The organism is Lysobacter sp. F60174L2, assembly GCF_052547135.1.
This window is the reverse complement of record NZ_JBQWRA010000004.1, coordinates 113,705-131,078: the sequence shown is the minus strand read 5'-3', so window position 1 is coordinate 131,078 and position 17,374 is coordinate 113,705. Positions and strand designations below refer to the sequence as shown.

Here is a 17,374-nt window from a genome sequence, read left to right as displayed (position 1 = left end):
GCCGTGCGGCAGTCGTTCCTGCCCCTCCTGCTGGCGTTGGCCCTGTGCACTGGCATTGCGCCTGCGGCCGAACCGATCACCCCGCCCGAAGCGATCCGCGCCGCGGCGGTCGCCGCGGTGGGCGGCGACCTGGCGACGACCGAGGCCGCGGTCGATCCCAACCTGCGCATGGCGACCTGCAGCGCGACCTTGCAGGCGGTACCCACCAGCGCACGCATCGTGCGGGTGCGCTGCCCGGACCAGCCGGGCTGGCAGCTGTACGTGCCGGTGCAGGTGCGCGATATCGAGAAGGTGCTGGTGGTGACCCAGCCGGTGCAGGCCGGCGAGACCATCACCGCCGACATGCTGGCGATGCGCCGGCGCGACATGGCCGGCGCGGGTAGCGGCTTTGCCGACCCGGCGGCGCTGGTCGGCCAGACCGCGCAACGCAGCCTGGCCCCTGGCGCCGCGCCGACCCGCGAGGACATGTCCGAGGGGCCGTTGCTGCGCCGGGGCGACCCGGTGGTACTGGTGTCGAAGGCGGGCGGCATCGAGGTCCGGGTGGCCGGCCGCGCGCTGGGCCGGGCCGCGCCGGGCGGGGCGATTTCGGTGGAGAACCTGCAGTCGCGCCGCATCATCCGTGGCCGAGTAGTCGGCGCGGGGATCGTCGAGGTCATGCGTTGAGGCCCGGTAATCGGGGTCGGCTAAAGTTCCGTCCGGACACGCCGTTACCGGGTTCGACCGAGCCATCAGGAGCATTTCCATGACCACCAAGATCGACGGCACGCCGCCGCCCATCCGCCCGACCGATCCGGCCGCCATCGGTGCGGCCCAGTCGCGCGCCGGTGAAGAACGCTCGCAGCCCGTCGCGGCGGCCCCGCCGGCCGACAGCGTGCGCCTGACCGGCGAGGCCGAGGGCTTGCAGGCAATGCAGCGCGAACTCGGCGCCCCTGGCATCGACCTGGCCAAGGTCAACGAGGTGCGCGCCGCGCTGGCCGACGGCAGCTACCGCGTCGACCCGCAGCAGATCGCCACGCGCATGTTGGCGCTCGACAGCGAGCTGGGCCAGTGAACCCCGCGGTCGCACAGCCGGTGACGGCCGATGCGGCCGGTGCAGCCGCCGCGCTCGATACGCTTGAGCAGGCACTGCAGGGCGAGCGTCGGGCGCTGCTCGAGCACGACGTCGACGCCCTGCTGCACTCCACCCAGGCCAAGCTGAGCGCACTGCGACTGGTCGAATCGCAGCCGCTGCGTGGCAACGACCCCGCCCGGGTGAGCGCGCTGAGCGAGCTCAACCGCGCCAACTCCATCCTGCTCGCCCGGCGCCGCCGCGAGGTGAACTGGGCCCTCCGCCACCTTGGCCGCGTCGAATCGACGGGCGTGTACGATGCCGGTGGGCAATCGAGCGCGCGTCCGCAAGTGCGCTGCCTCGGAGTGGGATGAGCGAACAACCCGACACACCGACCACCGCCGGGCATCGGGACACCGACATGCCATGGGCGCTGGCCGCAGTCGACACCGCGGTGGTGCTGATCGACGGTGAGGGCAGGGCGACCCGCGCCAACCACGCCGCGCGCGTCCTGGCCGCGCGCCTGGGGCCTGGTGCAACCCCGGACCTGCTGCTTTCGAGAACCACGACCGGCGCGTCGTGGGAGATGGCGCAACGCGACGGCCGCTGGGTGGGCGAAGTCTCCATGGCGGACCCGCCGATGGTGCTGGAGGTCAAGCTCTATTGCGGCAGCGACGGGTCCACCACGCGCCGCTTCGCCACCTTCAGCGATGTTTCCGCGCGCTCCGCCCGCGAGGACGAGCTCCAGCGGCGCCACGACGAACTGCAGCGCACCTACCGCCGCCTCGCTGGCGCCCAGGAACAGTTGCTGCAGTCCGAGAAGATGGCCTCGATCGGCCAGCTCGCCGCGGGCGTCGCCCACGAGATCAACAATCCCATCGGCTACGTCCACTCCAACCTCGGCACGCTGCAGGAGTACACCGGCGCACTGATGGCACTGATCGAAGGTTATGCCAGTGCGCTGGCCTCCGATGACCCGGCATCGAGCCGTGAGGTGATCCGCCACATGCGCGAGCGGCTGGATTTCGACTTCATCACCGGCGACCTGCCGCAGCTGCTGTCGGAGTCGCGCGAGGGCATCGAGCGGGTCACCAAGATCGTCCAGGACCTCAAGGATTTCTCGCGCGTCGGCCGCGATGAGGCCATGCGCCCGTCGGACCTGGAACGCGGGCTGGAGTCGACCCTCAACATCGTCTGGAACGACCTCAAGTACAAGGTGCGGGTCGAGAAGCACTACGGCACGCTGCCGCTGGTCGAGTGCCACGCATCGGAGATCAACCAGGTGCTGATGAACCTGCTGATCAACGCCGGCCAGGCGATCACCGAGCGCGGCACCATCAGCCTGGCGACCGGCTGCGAGGACGACGAGGCCTGGATCAGCATTGCCGACAGTGGTTGTGGCATCGCCGAGGACGCGCTGCAGAAGATCTTCGACCCGTTTTTCACGACCAAGCCGATCGGCCGCGGCACCGGGCTCGGGCTGGCGATCTGCTACAGCATCGTGGCCAAGCACCACGGGCGGATCGAAGTGTCGAGCCGGGTCGGTGCGGGGACCACGTTCCGGGTAGTGCTGCCGGTGGTGCAGCCGGCCGGAGCGGGCGACGACGAGGCGACGGCCGGCTAGCCCCGTGCTCCTGCCGGCCTGGCCGGACCCTTCAATGGCCCACGTCCCGGCGGTGCTATCCTTGTCGGCATCTAAATGGAAGTGGATGCCATGGCAATGGATTTGCCTGCTCTCTGGACTTTGCTGTCGCAAGATACCCGCCTGATCGAGATCGACACCGCCGCGCCCGGCGCACTGGTGGTCGAACGCTTCGAGGGCCACGAGTCGGTCTGCGCCGACTTCGAATTCAACATCGATTGCCTCTCGACGTCGGCGTTCCTAGACGCCGAGGCCCTGATCGGGCAGCCGCTGTCATTGCGGCTGCGGCAGGCTGACGGCTCGCACCGCCACTGGCACGGCCACTGCACGCGGGTGGCGCCACTGGGCAGTGACGGCGGACTGGCGCGTTACCGGCTGACGATGGAACCGTGGACCGCGTTCCTGAAGCTGCGTCGCAACGCGATCATCTTCCAGGACCTCGACGCCATCGGCGTGATCGAACGGATCCTCGACGATTATCCGCAGGCCTCGTACCGCATCGATGCGACCCAGCCGCTGCCGGTGTTTCCCACCCGGACCCAGTACCGCCTGAGCGACCACGACTTCGTGTTCCGCCTGCTGGCCGACGCCGGCCTGGCCTGGCGCTTCGAGCACGCGCAAGCCGCGGTTCCGGACGAGGGAGGCGACGACGCGCGCCATACTCTGGTGATCTTCGACCGCGAGGCCGAGGTGGTCGATGCCGACCCGGCGACGGTGCGCTTCCACCGCATCGACGCGACCGAATCGCTGGATGCGATCAGCCACTTCAGCGAGCAGCGCCAGGCCACCGCCAACGCCGTCACCACCGCCAGCTGGCAGCCCGAGCGGGTCGAATCGCATGCCGCCGCCATCGACGCCGACCCGGCCGGCCCCAACCTACCGACCCGCGAGGTCTACACCGCCGCATCGTCCGGTCGCTTTGCCGAGCGCCGCCACGCCGACCTCGCCGCCGACCTGCAACTGGATGCCCTGCGCCTGCCGCAGCGCCTGCACGCGGGCGCCGGCAGCGCCCGCGGCCTGGGCGCCGGATTGGCCTTCACCCTGACCGGGCATCCCGGTCTTTCCGGCCAGCGCTTCATCCCGCTGGCGGTCGAACACATCGCCGCCAACAATCTGGGCAGCGGCATCGTCGCCCTGCTCGACGGTGCCGAACTGGAGCGCGGCAGCTACCGGAACCGGTTTGCCGCGGTCGGCGCCGATACCGCGATCGTTCCGACCTCGAGGCCCAGGCCGACCGCACCCGGCCTGCAGACCGCGCGCGTGGTCGGCCTGCCCGATGCGGCGGTCACCAGCACCCGCGACCACCAGGTCCGCATCCAGTTCCCCTGGCAGCGTGGCCGCAACCCCAACCGCGGCGGCCTCACCGATACCGGCTCCAGCGCCCACCCCGACGGCCATGCCCCGGGCGACGACGCCTCCGGCACCTGGGTGCGCGTGGCCGAGTGGCAGGCCGGCCCCAACTGGGGCAGCCACGCGCTGCCGCGGATCGGCAGCGAGGTACTGGTGGAATTCCAGCACGGCGACATCGACCAGCCCGTCGTTGTCGGCCAACTGTTCAATGGCGAGGTCGCCCCACCGTTCGCGTTGGGCGATGCGAGCAACCATCCGGGCACTGTCAGCGGCCTGCACACGCAATCGCTCGATGACAGCGGCACCCAGCAATGGTTGCTCGACGATGCCACCGGCCAGTTGCGCCAGCGTTTGCACACATCCCTTGCCGACAGCCGGCTCGAACTGGGCCACTTGATCGATGCTGGCAACGCATCGCGGGGCGGCTACCGCGGCGAAGGATTCGACCTGGCCACGCTGGGCTGGGCCAATCTCCGCGCCGGGCACGGCGTGTTGCTATCGACCAGCGCCCGCAACCACGCCACGTCGACCCAACTCGACATTGCCGAAGCCGTCGGTCAACTCAAAGCGGCCGAACGCACCGCGCAGGCGCTGAGCGATGCCGCGCAGGGCAGCGAGGTCGCCGCACTGGACGCCAACGCCCGGCAAACCGAATTGATCACCACGCTGGACTCCGAGCAGGACGGCAAGTACAGCGGCAGCGTCAAAGGCCAGAGTGCGACCAAGCCCAGCGGTGCCAACCGCGACGGCGGCGACCCGGTCGAGAAGTTCGCCACCCCGGTCCTGATCGCCGAATCACCCGACGCCATCGCCCTCACGACGCCCGCCAGCGCAGTCGCCTACGCGGGCGGCCACAGCCACCTGACCAGCCAGCAGGACGCCCACCTGGCTGCCGCGCACACCTTTGCCGGCGTCAGCGGCGGCCACCTCGCCCTGTTCGCCCAACATGGCCCGGTCAAGGCCATCGCCGCCAACGGCCCAGTGAGCCTGCAGGCCCACACCGGTCCGCTGGAATTGCTGGCCGACCAGTCCGTCACCGTCACCGCCACGGACGAGCGCATCGACGTGCTGGCGAAGCAGAAGATCGTCCTGCAGGCCGGCCAGACGCAGATCACGCTGGAAGGCGGCAACATCACGTTTGCGTGCCCGGGCAACTTCACGGTCAAGGCGGGGCAAGTGCCGTTCAAGGGTGGGGCTAGTACTGCAGCGGCGCTGGGAGTGCTGCCGGACAGCAAGCTAAAGCTGGAAAACTGGATCGAAATAGATCATCGCGATGCCGACAGCCAGCCCTTCGCCGGGCAGGGCTATACGATCTTTTTCGAGGGCGGGCAGACGGTCAAGGGCAAACTGGACGCCGACGGCCATGCACGGCATGAAAACGTGCCGAGACGAGCAGAGCGGGTCGAGTACGAACCAATCGAGCCGCTCGAGGACGAGCCTTGGGAACCGCTTTCGGCACTCGTAGCGGTCTCGCGATCAAAACTGGGCTAAGGAAGGCGTCATGTGGGATGAACTCGAAAACGCGCTGGCGTGGTACGGCTCCGCGCCGGCACGCTGGATGGAAAGCGCCAAAGAAGATCTGTCCGCGGCCGCGGAGTGGCTCTGGGAAGTGATCCAGGGGGACTTTGCCGAGGAGCAGAGTACGGCGCAGATCGCTACTGGCACGGTGATCTCGATGATCCCGTTCGTCGATCAACTTTGCGACGTGCGGGACGTAGTCGCCAATTGCCGCAAGATCAACGAAGACAGCAGCAATAAATGGGCTTGGGTAGGCCTGTCGCTTACGCTGGTTGGTCTCTTCCCGGTTCTCGGGTCGCTCGGCAAAGGCTGCGGCAAGATACTGCTCGCCTACGGTCGTAAATCGTTGTTCCGGGCCAGCAAGTCCGCTTTGGACAGCGACTTCTGGCGCGCGAGCCGGCCATTCGTGGAGGCCGGAATTGGGAAGCTCAATCAACATCTCGCTCATCCGGCAGTACGGAAGACGCTTAGTGCGCTTCGCATAGCCAATCCTTACAAATGGCTCGCCGGAAAAATTGACGAGGTGGCGAGCAAGGTCAACGCCAGCGAGCTGGGCAAGGCATTCGATTCGGTACTGGAGACGCTACGTTACTTCGTGGACCTCATCCAGCGCTGGGGCACCGAAGCGATGGGTGCCCGTGCCGTCCGGTTGTTGCAATCGGTTGTCGAAATCCGCCGGGCGCTCAATGCCAAGGTGGGCGAGATCGCGCGACCGGTCAAACAATGGTTGGACAAGCTGGCCCGCTGCCTGGAAGTCGAGGGCGACATGGCTTATCGGGCGCACGTCGATTCCGTCAATCCGCACAAATATGTGCGGCCTACCTTGGCACAGGACCGGGTCGAGCTTGATCTGAACAAGCCTGGTTGGGTGGATGAGACAAGGAAGATCGAATTCCAACCGCTTGATGATGCTCCCGCCCAGGCGTTATGGCCCGACATTAGCGACACATCCGTGAATCCTGCTACCAAGAGCACCTATCAAACGTTCCACGATGCCGAAGCCGTCGTCGTCCCCCCGGGGGAGAAGCTGTACCGTGTCGTCGACCCCTCCTCCAAGGACAACAGCATTTGCTGGATGCGTGAAGCCGAGTTCAAGGCGTTGAGAAATCGCGGCGATTGGCGCCGCCGTTTCGCAGTCTGGCGGCACTGGAACCGCAACGGCGAATACGTGACCTATACCGTCCCGCCGGGGGACGGATTGAGGGTCTGGGAAGGGGCTACCGCCAGCCAAAAGCTTGACAGCACCAGTCAGTACGTTCTGGAGGGGGGAGGTACGCAGATCGTGCTCGACCCCGGCCAGCTCCAACCGGAGCAGTTCGGAAAACGACAGCCGACTGGGTGGGGTTACACCGACTTCCACGGCGAAAGCGACCAATTCTTAGGTCTTCCGAAACTTACCAACAATATGGATGAGCGAAATCTTCCCATCCATGAAACTATGTGACTCTGATGGCAACTCCGCTGATTCCGCAGGAAATTTATTTATTGGAGCACTACAGCTCCAAGGCCTACTTCGTTCTGATACGCGACGCCTGGGAGGACATGGTCAAGCATGTGGAGCATTGCCTGTCTCAATTTGTGGATCAGCTCCCTGCCAACTATCGCGGTCGTCCTCAGCCTGCGCAGCCGGACATAGTGTGGGGCGAGATCGTTTTACCGAACTTCCGCTCAACCCTGCTTGAACTGCAAGACTCCTATATTAGGCTTACCCATGGTGAAATGCGGTCGCTGGATGCAGCGCATGGAGTGGCGAACGATATTCGTGGCCAACGCGACTTCTCGACCGCCTGGTTCGACGAAGTGGAAGTAGGCGCTTTCCAAAAATACAGCGATCTGCTGCACACTGCGGGCCGCTACGCCGACCCCATCTGGCGGACGGCAGGCGCGTATTGGATCAAGGGCGGTTTGACGGATCGATATAACCCGGATTCCCGCGGCCCACTGCCGGATGTGGATGCGTGGCCCAAGTACCGCCTGAATTCTTCAGTCACCGTGCAAACCGGTGACCCAGTGCCGCGCACCGGCATCTACCTGCCGGAAATCGACGACAGTTGCGCCCAGTTTCTGATTGCCGGCGACCCCGCCGACAAAGCCAATGTCGGCTACGACCCCAAGCGAATGCAGAACGTCAGCCGTGAGCCGACACGATGGACACTGGTCGAACGCGTTCCGGGTGAAACGATCCCGCTGAGCGAGGGGCTTGGGCCGGTCGAAGCGCCACCGCTGCGTCTGCCCGCCGGCAAGGAGTGTTCGCGCGCCGGCTACTGGTTCACCCCTGCCAAGCAAAACAGCCGCCGCTACTTCAAGCAGGGCGATGTATTTCCCGAAATCGAAGGCAGCAGCTACGGCGCGACCTTCTGGCAGTGGTCGCCCGACCAGTCCGTCCCGTCGTTGTAGCGCGCGCGTCCCATCGGACTGCGCCAGGGCGTTGTTCTCTCTCTGGCGTCACCGTGAAAGCAAAAGATCCTGCGCCCCTTGCCGCTCTTGGCCCGCGCATAGCCATTTTCGATCGCCGTGCATGAGGAGGCAGGAGCGTGCTGTATCGGCGGCCCGCAACTTGGGTTCAATGCCTAGTAACCAGCTTCACCCGCTGCGCGCCGCTCGAAGGCGCGGAACGCGGCGTGGATATGCTCGCGCAGTTCCTCGTCGTGCCACGGTTTGGTCAGGAACCTGTAGATCGCGCCGCGGTTGATCGCTTCGGTGATCGTGGTCACGTCGGTGTAGCCGGACAGCACCATGCGGATGGTGTCGGGGTAGAGGTCGCGCACGCGGCCGAGGAACTCGGTGCCGCTCATGTCGGGCATGCGCTGGTCGGACACGATGACCTGGACGGTGTTGCTGGCCAGCAGGTCGAATGCCTGGCGCACGCTGTTGGCGGTGAGGACGTTGTAGCCGTCGCGGCGGAACAGGCGGACCAGCGAGCGCAGCACGTTCTCCTCGTCGTCGAGCAGCAGCAGGGTGCGCTCGGGACGGGTGGCGGCGAACGCGTTGGGGAGCAGGAAGCGGCGCCCGACCAGTTCGTCGAGCTGGTCGGCCGGCAGCGGTTCGCTGAACAGGTAGCCCTGGAAAAAGTCGCAGTGGTTGCGGCGCAGGAAGCCCAGTTCGCTTTCGTTCTCGACGCCCTTGGCGGTGACCTTCATCCCGAGCCGGTGGCCCATCGCGATGATGCCGCGCACGATCGCCGCGCTGCGGGTGTCGCTGGCGACGTTGCGGATGAAGCTGCGGTCGATCTTGAGCCGGTCCAGCGGGTATTGAGCGAGTGCGGCGAAGCTGAGGCCGCCGAGGCCGAAGTCCTGCACCGTCAGGGTTGCGCCGAGATCGCGTAGCCCGCCGATGGTGTCGAACACCTGGCGGGCATCGAGCGCGAGCACGTTCTCGGAAATCTCGAACTCCATCGCGCTGCCAGGCAGGCCATGCCGGTGCAGCAGTTCGCCGATGCGGTCGACGCAATCGGACTGCGCCAGCATCGAGCCGGCCAGGTGCACCGACATGCCGAGGTAATCGAGTCCCTGCGCGCGCCAGTCGGCCAGCTGCGCGACCGCGGTTCCGGTGACCCACTCGCCAAGGCGCGCGGACAGGCCGACGCGTTCGACAATGTCCATGAAACGATTCGGGCGCAGCAGGCCGCTGTCGGTCTGCCAGCGCAGCAGCGCGCCAAAGCCGGTCAGGCCGCCATCGTGGGCGCTGACCAGCGGCTGGTAGAACAGCCGGAACGACTCGTTGTCGAGCGCCTCGACCAGGCGGCCGGCGAAATCGTCGCCACCGGGTGGCCGGGTGGGGCGGGTGGAGTAGTGGCCGACCGCGTCGAGGCCTTCTTCCTTGACCCGCCGCAGGGCCTGCTCCGCCTTGGCGAGCAGGCTGGCGGCGTCGGGGGCGTGGTCGGGGTAGATCGCGATGCCGATCGAGATCGTCATCGGCATCGTGTAGGGCGGGATCGACAGCGGGATCTCGAGCGCGTCGCGCAGGCGCTCGGCTAGCCCGGCGCCGTCGAGTTCGCCTTCGCGATAGCCGACGCCGGCGACGAACTCGTCGCTGTTGAGCCGCCAGAGCCACGCGTCCGACGGAATCGCCTTGCGCAGCCGCTGCGCGACCGCAGCCAGCGCCTGGTCGCCGATGTCCTCGCCCATGTTCGCGTTGATCGAGCGGAACATGTCGATGTCGATGTGCAGCAGCGCCACCCGCCGCTTGGTGGCGCCCGCCGCGGCCAGTGCGGTGGCCAGGTTGGGGCCGTTGGCGCCCAGCCGGTAGACCCCGGTTACGGGGTCGGTCGCGATGCTTCCGAAATCGTCATAGCGCTGTGGCATGCCCACAGCTTACTGCCGGTTGCTCATTCCGACGGCGGCGTGACCTGCTTCAGCTCACTGCCGAAGTCGCCATCGGCCGACGCGGCCAGGTACGCGAACACCGTGTAGGCGGCGACGTTCTGCGCAAGCGCCTCGGCGTCGATCTTGTCGAAGGTGTCGTCCGGGGTGTGGTGCAGGTCGAAGTAGTCGGTGCCGTCCTGGCGCAGCGCGGCCCAGGCCATGCCCTTGCCGGCAAACGGGCTGATGTCCGGGCCGGGGCCGCCTTCGCCCGGGGTGTAGGCGATGCCGAGTGGTGCCAGCGCCTCGGCGATCTGGGCGGCCGCGGGCTTGGCGTAGTCGGGCGCGGAGGTGTCGAAGGCGTAGATGCGGCCGGCGCCGAAATCGCTCTCGGCGGCGATCTGGTGCTGCTCGATCTGGCCGACGTGGGCGTTGGCGTAGGCGCGGCCACCATGCAGGCCCTGCTCCTCGTTGGCGAACGCGATGACCCGGATGGTGCGCGCGGGGGCGGTCGGCAGGTCGCCGATCAGCTTGCCGGCGGCCATGGTCAGGCCGACGCCGGCGCCGTCGTCGATCGCGCCGGTGCCGAGGTCCCAGGAATCCAGGTGGCCGCCGATCACGACCACTTCGTCGGGCTTGCTGCTGCCGGTGATCTCGCCGATGACGTTGTACGAGGTCGCTTCGCCGTTCCAGCCGCAGTCGAGTGCGACCTCCAGTTGCACCGGCTTGCCCAGCGCGAGCAGTCGCGCCAGTTGGTCGGCGTCGGGCACGGCCAGCGCGGCCGACGGGATCGGGGTCAGGCCGTCGTCGAAACGGGTGATGCCGGTGTGCGGGTTGCGGTGCGAATCGGTGCCGGCCGAACGCATCACGTAGCCGATCGCGCCGGCGCGGATCGCGGCCGAGGGGCCGCCGGAACGCGTGCGCGAGCCCGGGCCGTAGCCGGCGCCGTCGCGGGCTCGCTCCATCTTGTAGTCAATGAAGGCGATCTTGCCGGCCAGCGAGCCGGCCGGCGCGGCTTCCAGCGCGGCCAGGTCGGCGAAGCGCACGACCTCGCCGGTGACGGTGCCGCCCGGGCTGCCACCGAGCGCGGTCAGCGCCAGCGGTTGCGCGTGCGGTCCAAGTACCCGGGCGCTCTCACTGCGACGCTCCCACTTCGGGAACGTCACCGGCTCGGTCCAGACCTTGTCGTAGCCCAGGGCCTCGAACTTGGCCTTGGCCCAGGCCACCGCGCGCGCGTCGGCCTCGCTGCCGGCCAGTCGCTGGCCGACCTCGGTGGTCAGCGATTCGGTGATGCGGTAGCCCAGGTCGCTGGCCAGCGCGGTCTCGCGCAGGTCGGCGGCGGTGTCGATCGCGGATGCGGGGATGGTGGTGTCCTTCGGCGCGGCGTGCAATGCGCCGGCGAACATCAGGGAAGTGGCCAGGGTGGTACCCAGCAGCAACGGAAGGCGCATCGGATCTCCTGCGGGGCCACGGCCCTGAAAACGACGAAGCCGCGAGCGTATCAACTCGCGGCTTCGTGTTGGCGTGCCTCAAGTCACGCGGCGTTGTGCCGCGCTTGGCACTTCGCGGCGGTCATACGCCCGGGCGCTTCAGCGAATCGCGGATCTCGCGAAGCAGCAGGACCTCCTCGGCTGGCGCGGCCGGAGCGGCCTCTTCCTTCTTGATCATGCGGTTGTAGGCCTTGACGATCATGAAGATCACGAACGCGATCAGCAGGAAGTCGATGATGGTCTGGATGAAGGCGCCATAGGTGATCACCGGCGCCGCGGCTTCCTGCGCGGCGGCGAGGTTGGCGTAGTCGTTGCCATCGAGCGCGACGAACAACTGCGAGAAATCGACCCCGCCCACGACCAGGCCGACGATGGGCATGATGATGCCGTCGACCAGCGCGGTGACGATCTTGCCGAATGCCGCCGCGATGATCACCGCGACCGCCAGGTCCAGGACGTTGCCGCGCGCGATGAATGCCTTGAACTCGCTGACCATGCTCATGTCGATATCTCCGTCGTGATGAGAAGCGGGTTGTCAGTAGCGCCTGAAGCCTACCGCATCAGATGGCGTCGATACCGCCGTCAACGACGTGACCGTCGAATTCGACCACGCCGTCGAGGCTCGCGTGGAAGCGGTCGCCCGGCTGCAGTGGACCGACGCCGGCCGGCGTGCCCATGAAGACCAGGTCGCCGGCGCGCAATGCGTAGAGCTTCGACAGCTCGTGCAGGATGTCGGGCACGTCCCAGATCAGGTCGACCAGCTTTCCGTGCTGGCGGACTTCACCGTTGACATGCAGGGTCAGCGAACGCGTGGAGATGTCGCCGCACTCCCCGGCGGGAACCAGCCGGCTCACCGGAGCGGACGCATCGAACGCCTTGCCGGTATCCCACGGCAGGCCCTTTGCCTTGGCGGCGGCCTGGAGGTCGCGGCGGGTCAGGTCGAGCCCGACGCCGTAGCCGAATACCAGCGCGCCGGCGTCGGCCGGATCGAGCACGCCCGGCGGCGCGTCGACTCCGAGTGCGACAACCAGTTCGATTTCGTGGTGCAGCTCGGCGGTACCGCGCGGGTAGGGCACCACGCCGTCGATCACCAGCGCGTCGGCGGGCTTGCAGAAGAACACCGGGTTGCCGCGCGCTGCTTTGGAATCAGGTGCGGAGGCACCCATCTCGCGGGCGTGGTCGGCGAAATTGCGGCCGACGCAATGGATGCGTCGCACCGGGAAGCTTGCGTCGTCGCCGGAGCCGACGGGAATGCGTGGCTGCGGCGGTGCCGCGATGACGTCGGTCAACGATCGATCGCGGGCTTTTCGACCACGCGGTACTCGGCGTCGACCACGCGGGGATCGTGCGAACGGCGCGCCGCGATCGGCTTGCCGCGGCCGTGCCACAGCTTGTATGCCAAGCCGGCGACCAGCATCGCCGCACCGACCACCACCCCGAACATCACCAGCAGCACGATCAACGCCAGCCCGACCAGGCCGACCGCGAAACGCAGCAGGCGATGGCGCGGTTTGCGCGGCTTGAACGCGGAGCGCACGCGCGACTGGAACTGGTGGCTGTGGAAGCGGAACGTCTGGGCGGTCATTCGGTACGTCATGGCACAATGCGGCGGAAAGCCGGACACGAGAGTATCGGTGCAGGCCGCCGTACAGTTGTGAGAACTTCGTTAAACAATTGGCGACTCCGTTCATGACCCAACCTCCCTTGATTGCGCTGGAGCAGATCGCCGACGGCGCATTTGCGGAGGTGGAGGCGACCCTCGACGGCGACGCCGAGTCGCTGGTGCTGCACCGCCAGGGCGACGAGGTCCGCGCGTGGTTGAACGTCTGCCCGCACGCCGGGCGACGGCTCGACTGGGCGCCGGGGCAGTTCCTCAAGAGCAAGGACGGGCTGCTGGTGTGCGCCGCGCATGGCGCCAGTTTCGAATTGCTGCGGGGCGAATGCCTGGCCGGCCCGTGCCGCGGCGAATCGCTGCGCGCGGTTCCGGTCGAAGTCCGCGACGCCGCCGTCTGGCTGAAAAGCGAGGGGTGCGTGTAGGAGCGACGTAAGTCGCGATCGCACGGCGATCCCGGATGGCGAGGCGTTCGCGACTCACGTCGCTCCTACACAAAGCCCGTCATTCAGAACAGCAGGTTGACCATCAGCACCGCGATCACCGTGTAGATCAGCGACAACGGCCCGCCGACCCGCCACAACTCCTTGCCGGTGTAGCCGGCCGGGCCGGTGATCATCGAGATCACCGGATTCGACGCGGTCATGAAGTTGTTCGATGCCGACAACGCCGTGATCAGCGCAAACGCGGTCGGGTCGCCACCCACCGCCAGTGCCAGGTTGACCGCCAGCGGCACCATCACGATGGTCGCGCCGACGTGGCTGATCACCAGCGAGAACAGCGTGGTCAGCAGGCCCAGCGCCAGTTGCAGCAGCCACGCCGGCGTGCCGTCCGGAAGCTGTTCCACGCTGTTGCCGGCCACCCACGAGGCCGCGCCGCTGGAGTCCATCGCCCAGCCCAGCGGGATCAGGCAGGCCATCAGGAACACGGTCTTCCAGTTGATCGCCGAGTAAGCCTCGTCGATATGGATCACCCCGGCGATCAGCATGCCGGCCACGCCGGTCATCAGCGCGATCGACACCGGCAGCCGCGACGACAGCGCCAGCAGCAGCGACACCGCGAAGATGCCGAGCGCGATCTTCAACTTGTGCGGCCGCTGCTCGCCCTTCGGGTAATCGGTCACCACCACCAGGTCCTTGCCCTTGGCGGCATCGGCCAGCTCGGTCCAGATGCTGTGCAGCACCAGCATGTCGCCGGCGCGCAGGGCGACGTCGCGGGCGTCCTCGCGCATGACCTTCTTGTCGCGGTTGATCGCCAGCAGGCTCAGGCCCTTCGACCGTCGCAACTGCAGGTCACGGGCGGTCTTGCCGATGAATTTGGAGGTCGCCGGGATCACCGCCTCGGAAATGCCGGCGCGGCTGGGATTGAACAGGTCGCCGAAATTGCGCAGCCGTGAACTCATGCGCAGCATCTGGTTCTGGGCGAAATCACCGACCTCCTGCCTGGATCCCATCGCGCCGATCACACTGCCGACCCAGATCCGCGCATCGGCCGGCGGCGACAGCCGTGACTCGTCCTTGGTCTTGAGTGCGAGGATCAGCGGTGCGCCGTGCAGCGTCTCGGCCTCGCCCAGCGACATGCCGACCAGCGGGCTGTCGGCGGTGACGGTCAACTCGTAGACGTCACCCTCGATGCCGTAGGCGTTGGCGAAGTAGCTCTGGGTGCGCGCGGGGGTCGCGCCCTTGCCGTCCTCCTCGCGCTGCAGCCGGTCGCCGAAGAAGTGGAAGTAGGCCAGAGCCGCCACCAGCAGCGCCAGGCCGATCGGCATCGGCGCGAACATCTGCAACGGCTCCAGCATCGCCACGCCCGACGGCAGGTTGCTGTTGGCCGACAGCAGCAGGTCGTTGAGCAGGATCAGCGGCGAGTTGCCGACCATCGTCAGGGTGCCGCCCATGACGATCGCGATCGCGATCGGCAGCAGCATGCGTGGCAGCGACAGTCCGGTGCGCGACGACAGCCGCGAGGCGACCGGCAGGTACAGCGCCATCACCGACGGGTTCTGCATGATCGAGGAGTTGAGGCCGGCGACCGCGCCGGTCAGCAGCATCAACCGCGACTCGACCCCGTGCGCCCGCCGCAGCAGCCACGCCGCCAGGCGGTTGAGCGCGCCGGTGCGGTCGAGACCGGCGCCCAGGATCATCGTGGCGATGATGCTCATCACCGCGTTGGACGAGAAGCCGTTGAAGATCTGGTCGGGCGCGACCAGTCCGGACAGTCCGAGCAGTACCAGCACCACGAGGGCGACCACGTCGGCGCGGATGCGCTCGAACAGGAACATCGCCATCGTGAAGCCCACCAGCCCGAGGACGAGCTTCATGTCGGTGGTGAGCGTCAGTGCGGTGTCCATGCCGGGCCGGGCAACCTTGGGTCAGCGACTTTTCAACTGCGGTCGTAAAGGAGATCCCATACCCCGTGGCCGAGCTTCTGGCCGCGGGTCTCGAAATGCGTCTGCGGGCGCCAGTCCGGCCGCGGTACCGAGCCGCGCTCCCCGGCGCGGTTGACGATGCCATCGGTCGCGTCGAGCACGTCCCACATCTGCTCCGCATAGTCGTGCCAATCGGTCGCGAGGTGCAAGCGACCGCCGGGCGCGAGCTTGCGCACCAGCAGCGCGGCGAACGCCGGCTGCACCAGCCGCCGCTTGTTGTGGCGCTTCTTGTGCCACGGGTCGGGGAAGTAGATCCGGATCTCGTCGAGGCTGGCGTCGGCGACCTCATTGGCCAGCACTTCGACCGCATCGTGGTGGTAGACCCGTACGTTGCGGGCGTCGTCGGCGGCCAGCGCGTTGAGCAGGCGACCGACGCCGGGGGCGTGGACCTCGATGCCGATCAGGTCGCGGTCTGTGTCGTTTTGCCCGGCGAAGCGCAGCGCCTCGCCGTTGCCGAAGCCGATCTCGAGCACGCGCGGCGCGCTGCGGCCGAACACGGCGTCGAAATCGCGCGGCTGGCCGGTGTAGTCGATGCCGAAGCGCGACCACTGCTGGTCGAACGCGCGCTGCTGGGCCGGGCTGAAGCGGCCCTGGCGCAACACGAAGCTGCGGATCTGGCGATGGCCCTCGGTGACCGTGAACGGCTTGGGCGGCGCCTTGCCCGGTTTGCCGGTATCGGTCATGGCTTCTGGGTCCCTCTCCCGCTGGCGGGAGAGGGTTGGGGTGAGGGCGCGGCGAAGCCGCGGGTTCCGATACCGTCGAGTTCCCGCACGGCCCTCATCCGGCGCTTCGCGCCACCGCTGAGGTTGACTGGTTCGGCAAGTCCACTCACCCGATCAGCCCGTCCACCGGCGACGATGCGCTGGCGAAGCGCTTGCGCGGGATGCGTCCGGCCTTGAACGCGGCGCGGCCGGCCTCGATCGCCAGCTTCATCGCGTGCGCCATCAGCACCGGGTCCTGCGCGCCGGCGATCGCGGTGTTCATCAGCACGCCGTCGCAGCCCAGTTCCATCGCGATCGCGGCGTCGGAGGCGGTACCGACACCGGCGTCGACGATGATCGGCACCTTGGCGTTCTCGACGATCTCGACCAGGTTCCACTTGTTCTGGATGCCCAGGCCGGAACCAATCGGCGCCGCCAGCGGCATCACCGCGACGCAACCGATCTCCTCCAGCCGCTTGGCCAGCAGCGGGTCGTCGGAGGTGTAGACCATCACCTCGAAACCGTCCTTCACCAGCGTCTCGGCCGCGGCGAGGGTCTGCACGACGTCGGGGAACAGGGTGCGCTGGTCGCCGAGTACTTCGAGCTTGACCAGCTGGTGACCGTCGAGCAGCTCGCGGGCGAGCCGGCAGGTGCGCACGGCCTCGTCGGCGGTGTAGCAGCCAGCAGTGTTGGGCAGGATGGTGTAGCGGTCCGGCGGCAGCACGTCGAGCAGGTTCGGCTCGCCGGGGTTCTGGCCGATGTTGCTGCGGCGGATCGCGACGGTGACGATCTCGCTGCCGGCGGCCTCGGTGGCGCGGCGAGTCTCGTCGAGGTCCTTGAATTTGCCGGTGCCGGTCAGCAGGCGGGAGCGGTAGCTCTTGCCGGCGATCAGCAGCGGTTGGGAAAGCAGGGTGTCGGGGGCGTGGGGAGCGTTCATGCGGGGATTATCGCATCGTGGCGCGGCGCTCGCCGGGGGTGAAGCGTGTTGGGGCGCGTCGGTGAGCGGGTTCGCCGTGCGATCGCGACTTACGTCGCTCCTACATTATTCCCGCGTCGCCATTTGTCTCGCGGGTAGTGACTCAGCCGCCGCCGAGTGCGTGCACGATCTCGACCGTGTCGCCGTCGGCCAGCGGGTGCTCGCCATGCCGGCTGCGCGGGACGATGGTGCCGTTGACCTCCACGGCGACCCGGCGCTCGCCCAGCCCTTCGGCTTGCAGTAGCGCGGTGACGGTGGTGGGTGCTGCGAGCGTGCGTGGCTCGCCGTTGAGCGTGATGTTCATGCGGCCA

At 67.5% G+C, this 17,374-nt stretch carries 17 protein-coding genes; 8 read left to right on the top strand and 9 right to left on the bottom strand.

Annotated features, from left to right (window positions below; all coding sequences use genetic code 11):
• The first annotated feature begins 3 nt into the window (after nt 1–3).
• The 7 genes from flgA to ACT9AS_RS12500 all read left to right on the top strand — a co-directional run bounded on the left by flgA (nt 4) and on the right by ACT9AS_RS12500 (nt 7,955).
• On the top strand, nt 4–663 hold the full coding sequence (gene flgA / locus ACT9AS_RS12530) for a flagellar basal body P-ring formation chaperone FlgA (protein ID WP_445100486.1): 660 nt from the start codon (nt 4–6) through the stop codon (nt 661–663).
• 79 nt (nt 664–742) lie between these two features.
• Complete coding sequence (gene flgM, locus ACT9AS_RS12525; protein WP_445100485.1) at nt 743–1,051, top strand: flagellar biosynthesis anti-sigma factor FlgM; 309 nt, start codon at nt 743–745, stop codon at nt 1,049–1,051.
• Nucleotides 1,048–1,422, top strand: a complete 375-nt coding sequence (locus ACT9AS_RS12520) for a flagellar protein FlgN (protein ID WP_445100484.1) — start codon at nt 1,048–1,050, stop codon at nt 1,420–1,422. Before flgM ends, ACT9AS_RS12520 begins: the two co-directional genes overlap by 4 nt.
• Nucleotides 1,419–2,672 (top strand): ATP-binding protein, encoded by a 1,254-nt coding sequence (locus tag ACT9AS_RS12515; RefSeq protein WP_445100483.1) that lies wholly within the window; start codon nt 1,419–1,421, stop codon nt 2,670–2,672. Before ACT9AS_RS12520 ends, ACT9AS_RS12515 begins: the two co-directional genes overlap by 4 nt.
• Before the next feature lie 96 nt (nt 2,673–2,768).
• Nucleotides 2,769–5,531: a type VI secretion system tip protein TssI/VgrG gene (locus tag ACT9AS_RS12510; protein ID WP_445100482.1), complete on the top strand. Its 2,763-nt coding sequence runs from the start codon at nt 2,769–2,771 to the stop codon at nt 5,529–5,531.
• A 10-nt stretch (nt 5,532–5,541) separates the two neighbouring features.
• Nucleotides 5,542–7,002 carry a hypothetical protein gene (locus tag ACT9AS_RS12505; protein WP_445100481.1) on the top strand — a complete coding sequence of 487 codons (1,461 nt, stop codon included), beginning with the start codon at nt 5,542–5,544 and terminating at the stop codon, nt 7,000–7,002.
• Between the two features lie 5 nt (nt 7,003–7,007).
• Nucleotides 7,008–7,955, top strand: coding sequence for a hypothetical protein (locus ACT9AS_RS12500; protein WP_445100480.1), 948 nt, complete (start codon nt 7,008–7,010; stop codon nt 7,953–7,955).
• Between the two features lie 173 nt (nt 7,956–8,128).
• Here ACT9AS_RS12500 and ACT9AS_RS12495 read toward each other — a convergent pair whose 3' ends face one another.
• From ACT9AS_RS12495 to ACT9AS_RS12475, 5 genes are all read right to left on the bottom strand, one after another.
• On the bottom strand, nt 8,129–9,862 hold the full coding sequence (locus ACT9AS_RS12495; protein WP_445100479.1) for an EAL domain-containing protein: 1,734 nt from the start codon (nt 9,860–9,862) through the stop codon (nt 8,129–8,131).
• 23 nt (nt 9,863–9,885) lie between these two features.
• Nucleotides 9,886–11,265 carry a M28 family peptidase gene (locus ACT9AS_RS12490; RefSeq protein ID WP_445100599.1) on the bottom strand — a complete coding sequence of 460 codons (1,380 nt, stop codon included), beginning with the start codon at nt 11,263–11,265 and terminating at the stop codon, nt 9,886–9,888.
• Nucleotides 11,266–11,431: 166 nt separating this feature from the next.
• Complete coding sequence (gene mscL, locus ACT9AS_RS12485) at nt 11,432–11,851, bottom strand: large conductance mechanosensitive channel protein MscL (RefSeq protein ID WP_445100478.1); 420 nt, start codon at nt 11,849–11,851, stop codon at nt 11,432–11,434.
• A gap of 58 nt (nt 11,852–11,909) precedes the next feature.
• A complete protein-coding gene (locus tag ACT9AS_RS12480; protein ID WP_445100477.1) occupies nt 11,910–12,638 on the bottom strand; it encodes a fumarylacetoacetate hydrolase family protein in 729 nt (242 codons plus the stop codon).
• Entirely contained in the window at nt 12,635–12,946 is a 312-nt protein-coding gene (locus ACT9AS_RS12475; RefSeq protein WP_445100476.1) for a hypothetical protein, read from the bottom strand. Before ACT9AS_RS12475 ends, ACT9AS_RS12480 begins: the two co-directional genes overlap by 4 nt.
• 92 nt (nt 12,947–13,038) lie before the next feature.
• On the opposite strand from ACT9AS_RS12475, the gene ACT9AS_RS12470 reads away from it, so the two are divergent.
• Nucleotides 13,039–13,386, top strand: coding sequence for a Rieske 2Fe-2S domain-containing protein (locus ACT9AS_RS12470; protein WP_445100475.1), 348 nt, complete (start codon nt 13,039–13,041; stop codon nt 13,384–13,386).
• 83 nt (nt 13,387–13,469) lie between these two features.
• Here the strand turns inward: ACT9AS_RS12470 and ACT9AS_RS12465 are convergent, their stop codons facing one another.
• From ACT9AS_RS12465 to thiS, 4 genes are all read right to left on the bottom strand, one after another.
• Nucleotides 13,470–15,308 carry an SLC13 family permease gene (locus ACT9AS_RS12465; RefSeq protein WP_445100474.1) on the bottom strand — a complete coding sequence of 613 codons (1,839 nt, stop codon included), beginning with the start codon at nt 15,306–15,308 and terminating at the stop codon, nt 13,470–13,472.
• Between the two features lie 32 nt (nt 15,309–15,340).
• The gene (trmB, locus tag ACT9AS_RS12460) at nt 15,341–16,069 is read right to left on the bottom strand and encodes a tRNA (guanosine(46)-N7)-methyltransferase TrmB (RefSeq protein WP_445100473.1); all 729 of its coding nucleotides are present in this window, start codon (nt 16,067–16,069) and stop codon (nt 15,341–15,343) included.
• A gap of 145 nt (nt 16,070–16,214) precedes the next feature.
• A complete protein-coding gene (locus tag ACT9AS_RS12455; protein WP_445100472.1) occupies nt 16,215–17,024 on the bottom strand; it encodes a thiazole synthase in 810 nt (269 codons plus the stop codon).
• A 142-nt stretch (nt 17,025–17,166) separates the two neighbouring features.
• On the bottom strand, nt 17,167–17,367 hold the full coding sequence (thiS, locus tag ACT9AS_RS12450; protein WP_445100471.1) for a sulfur carrier protein ThiS: 201 nt from the start codon (nt 17,365–17,367) through the stop codon (nt 17,167–17,169).
• Nucleotides 17,368–17,374: the final 7 nt, after the last annotated feature.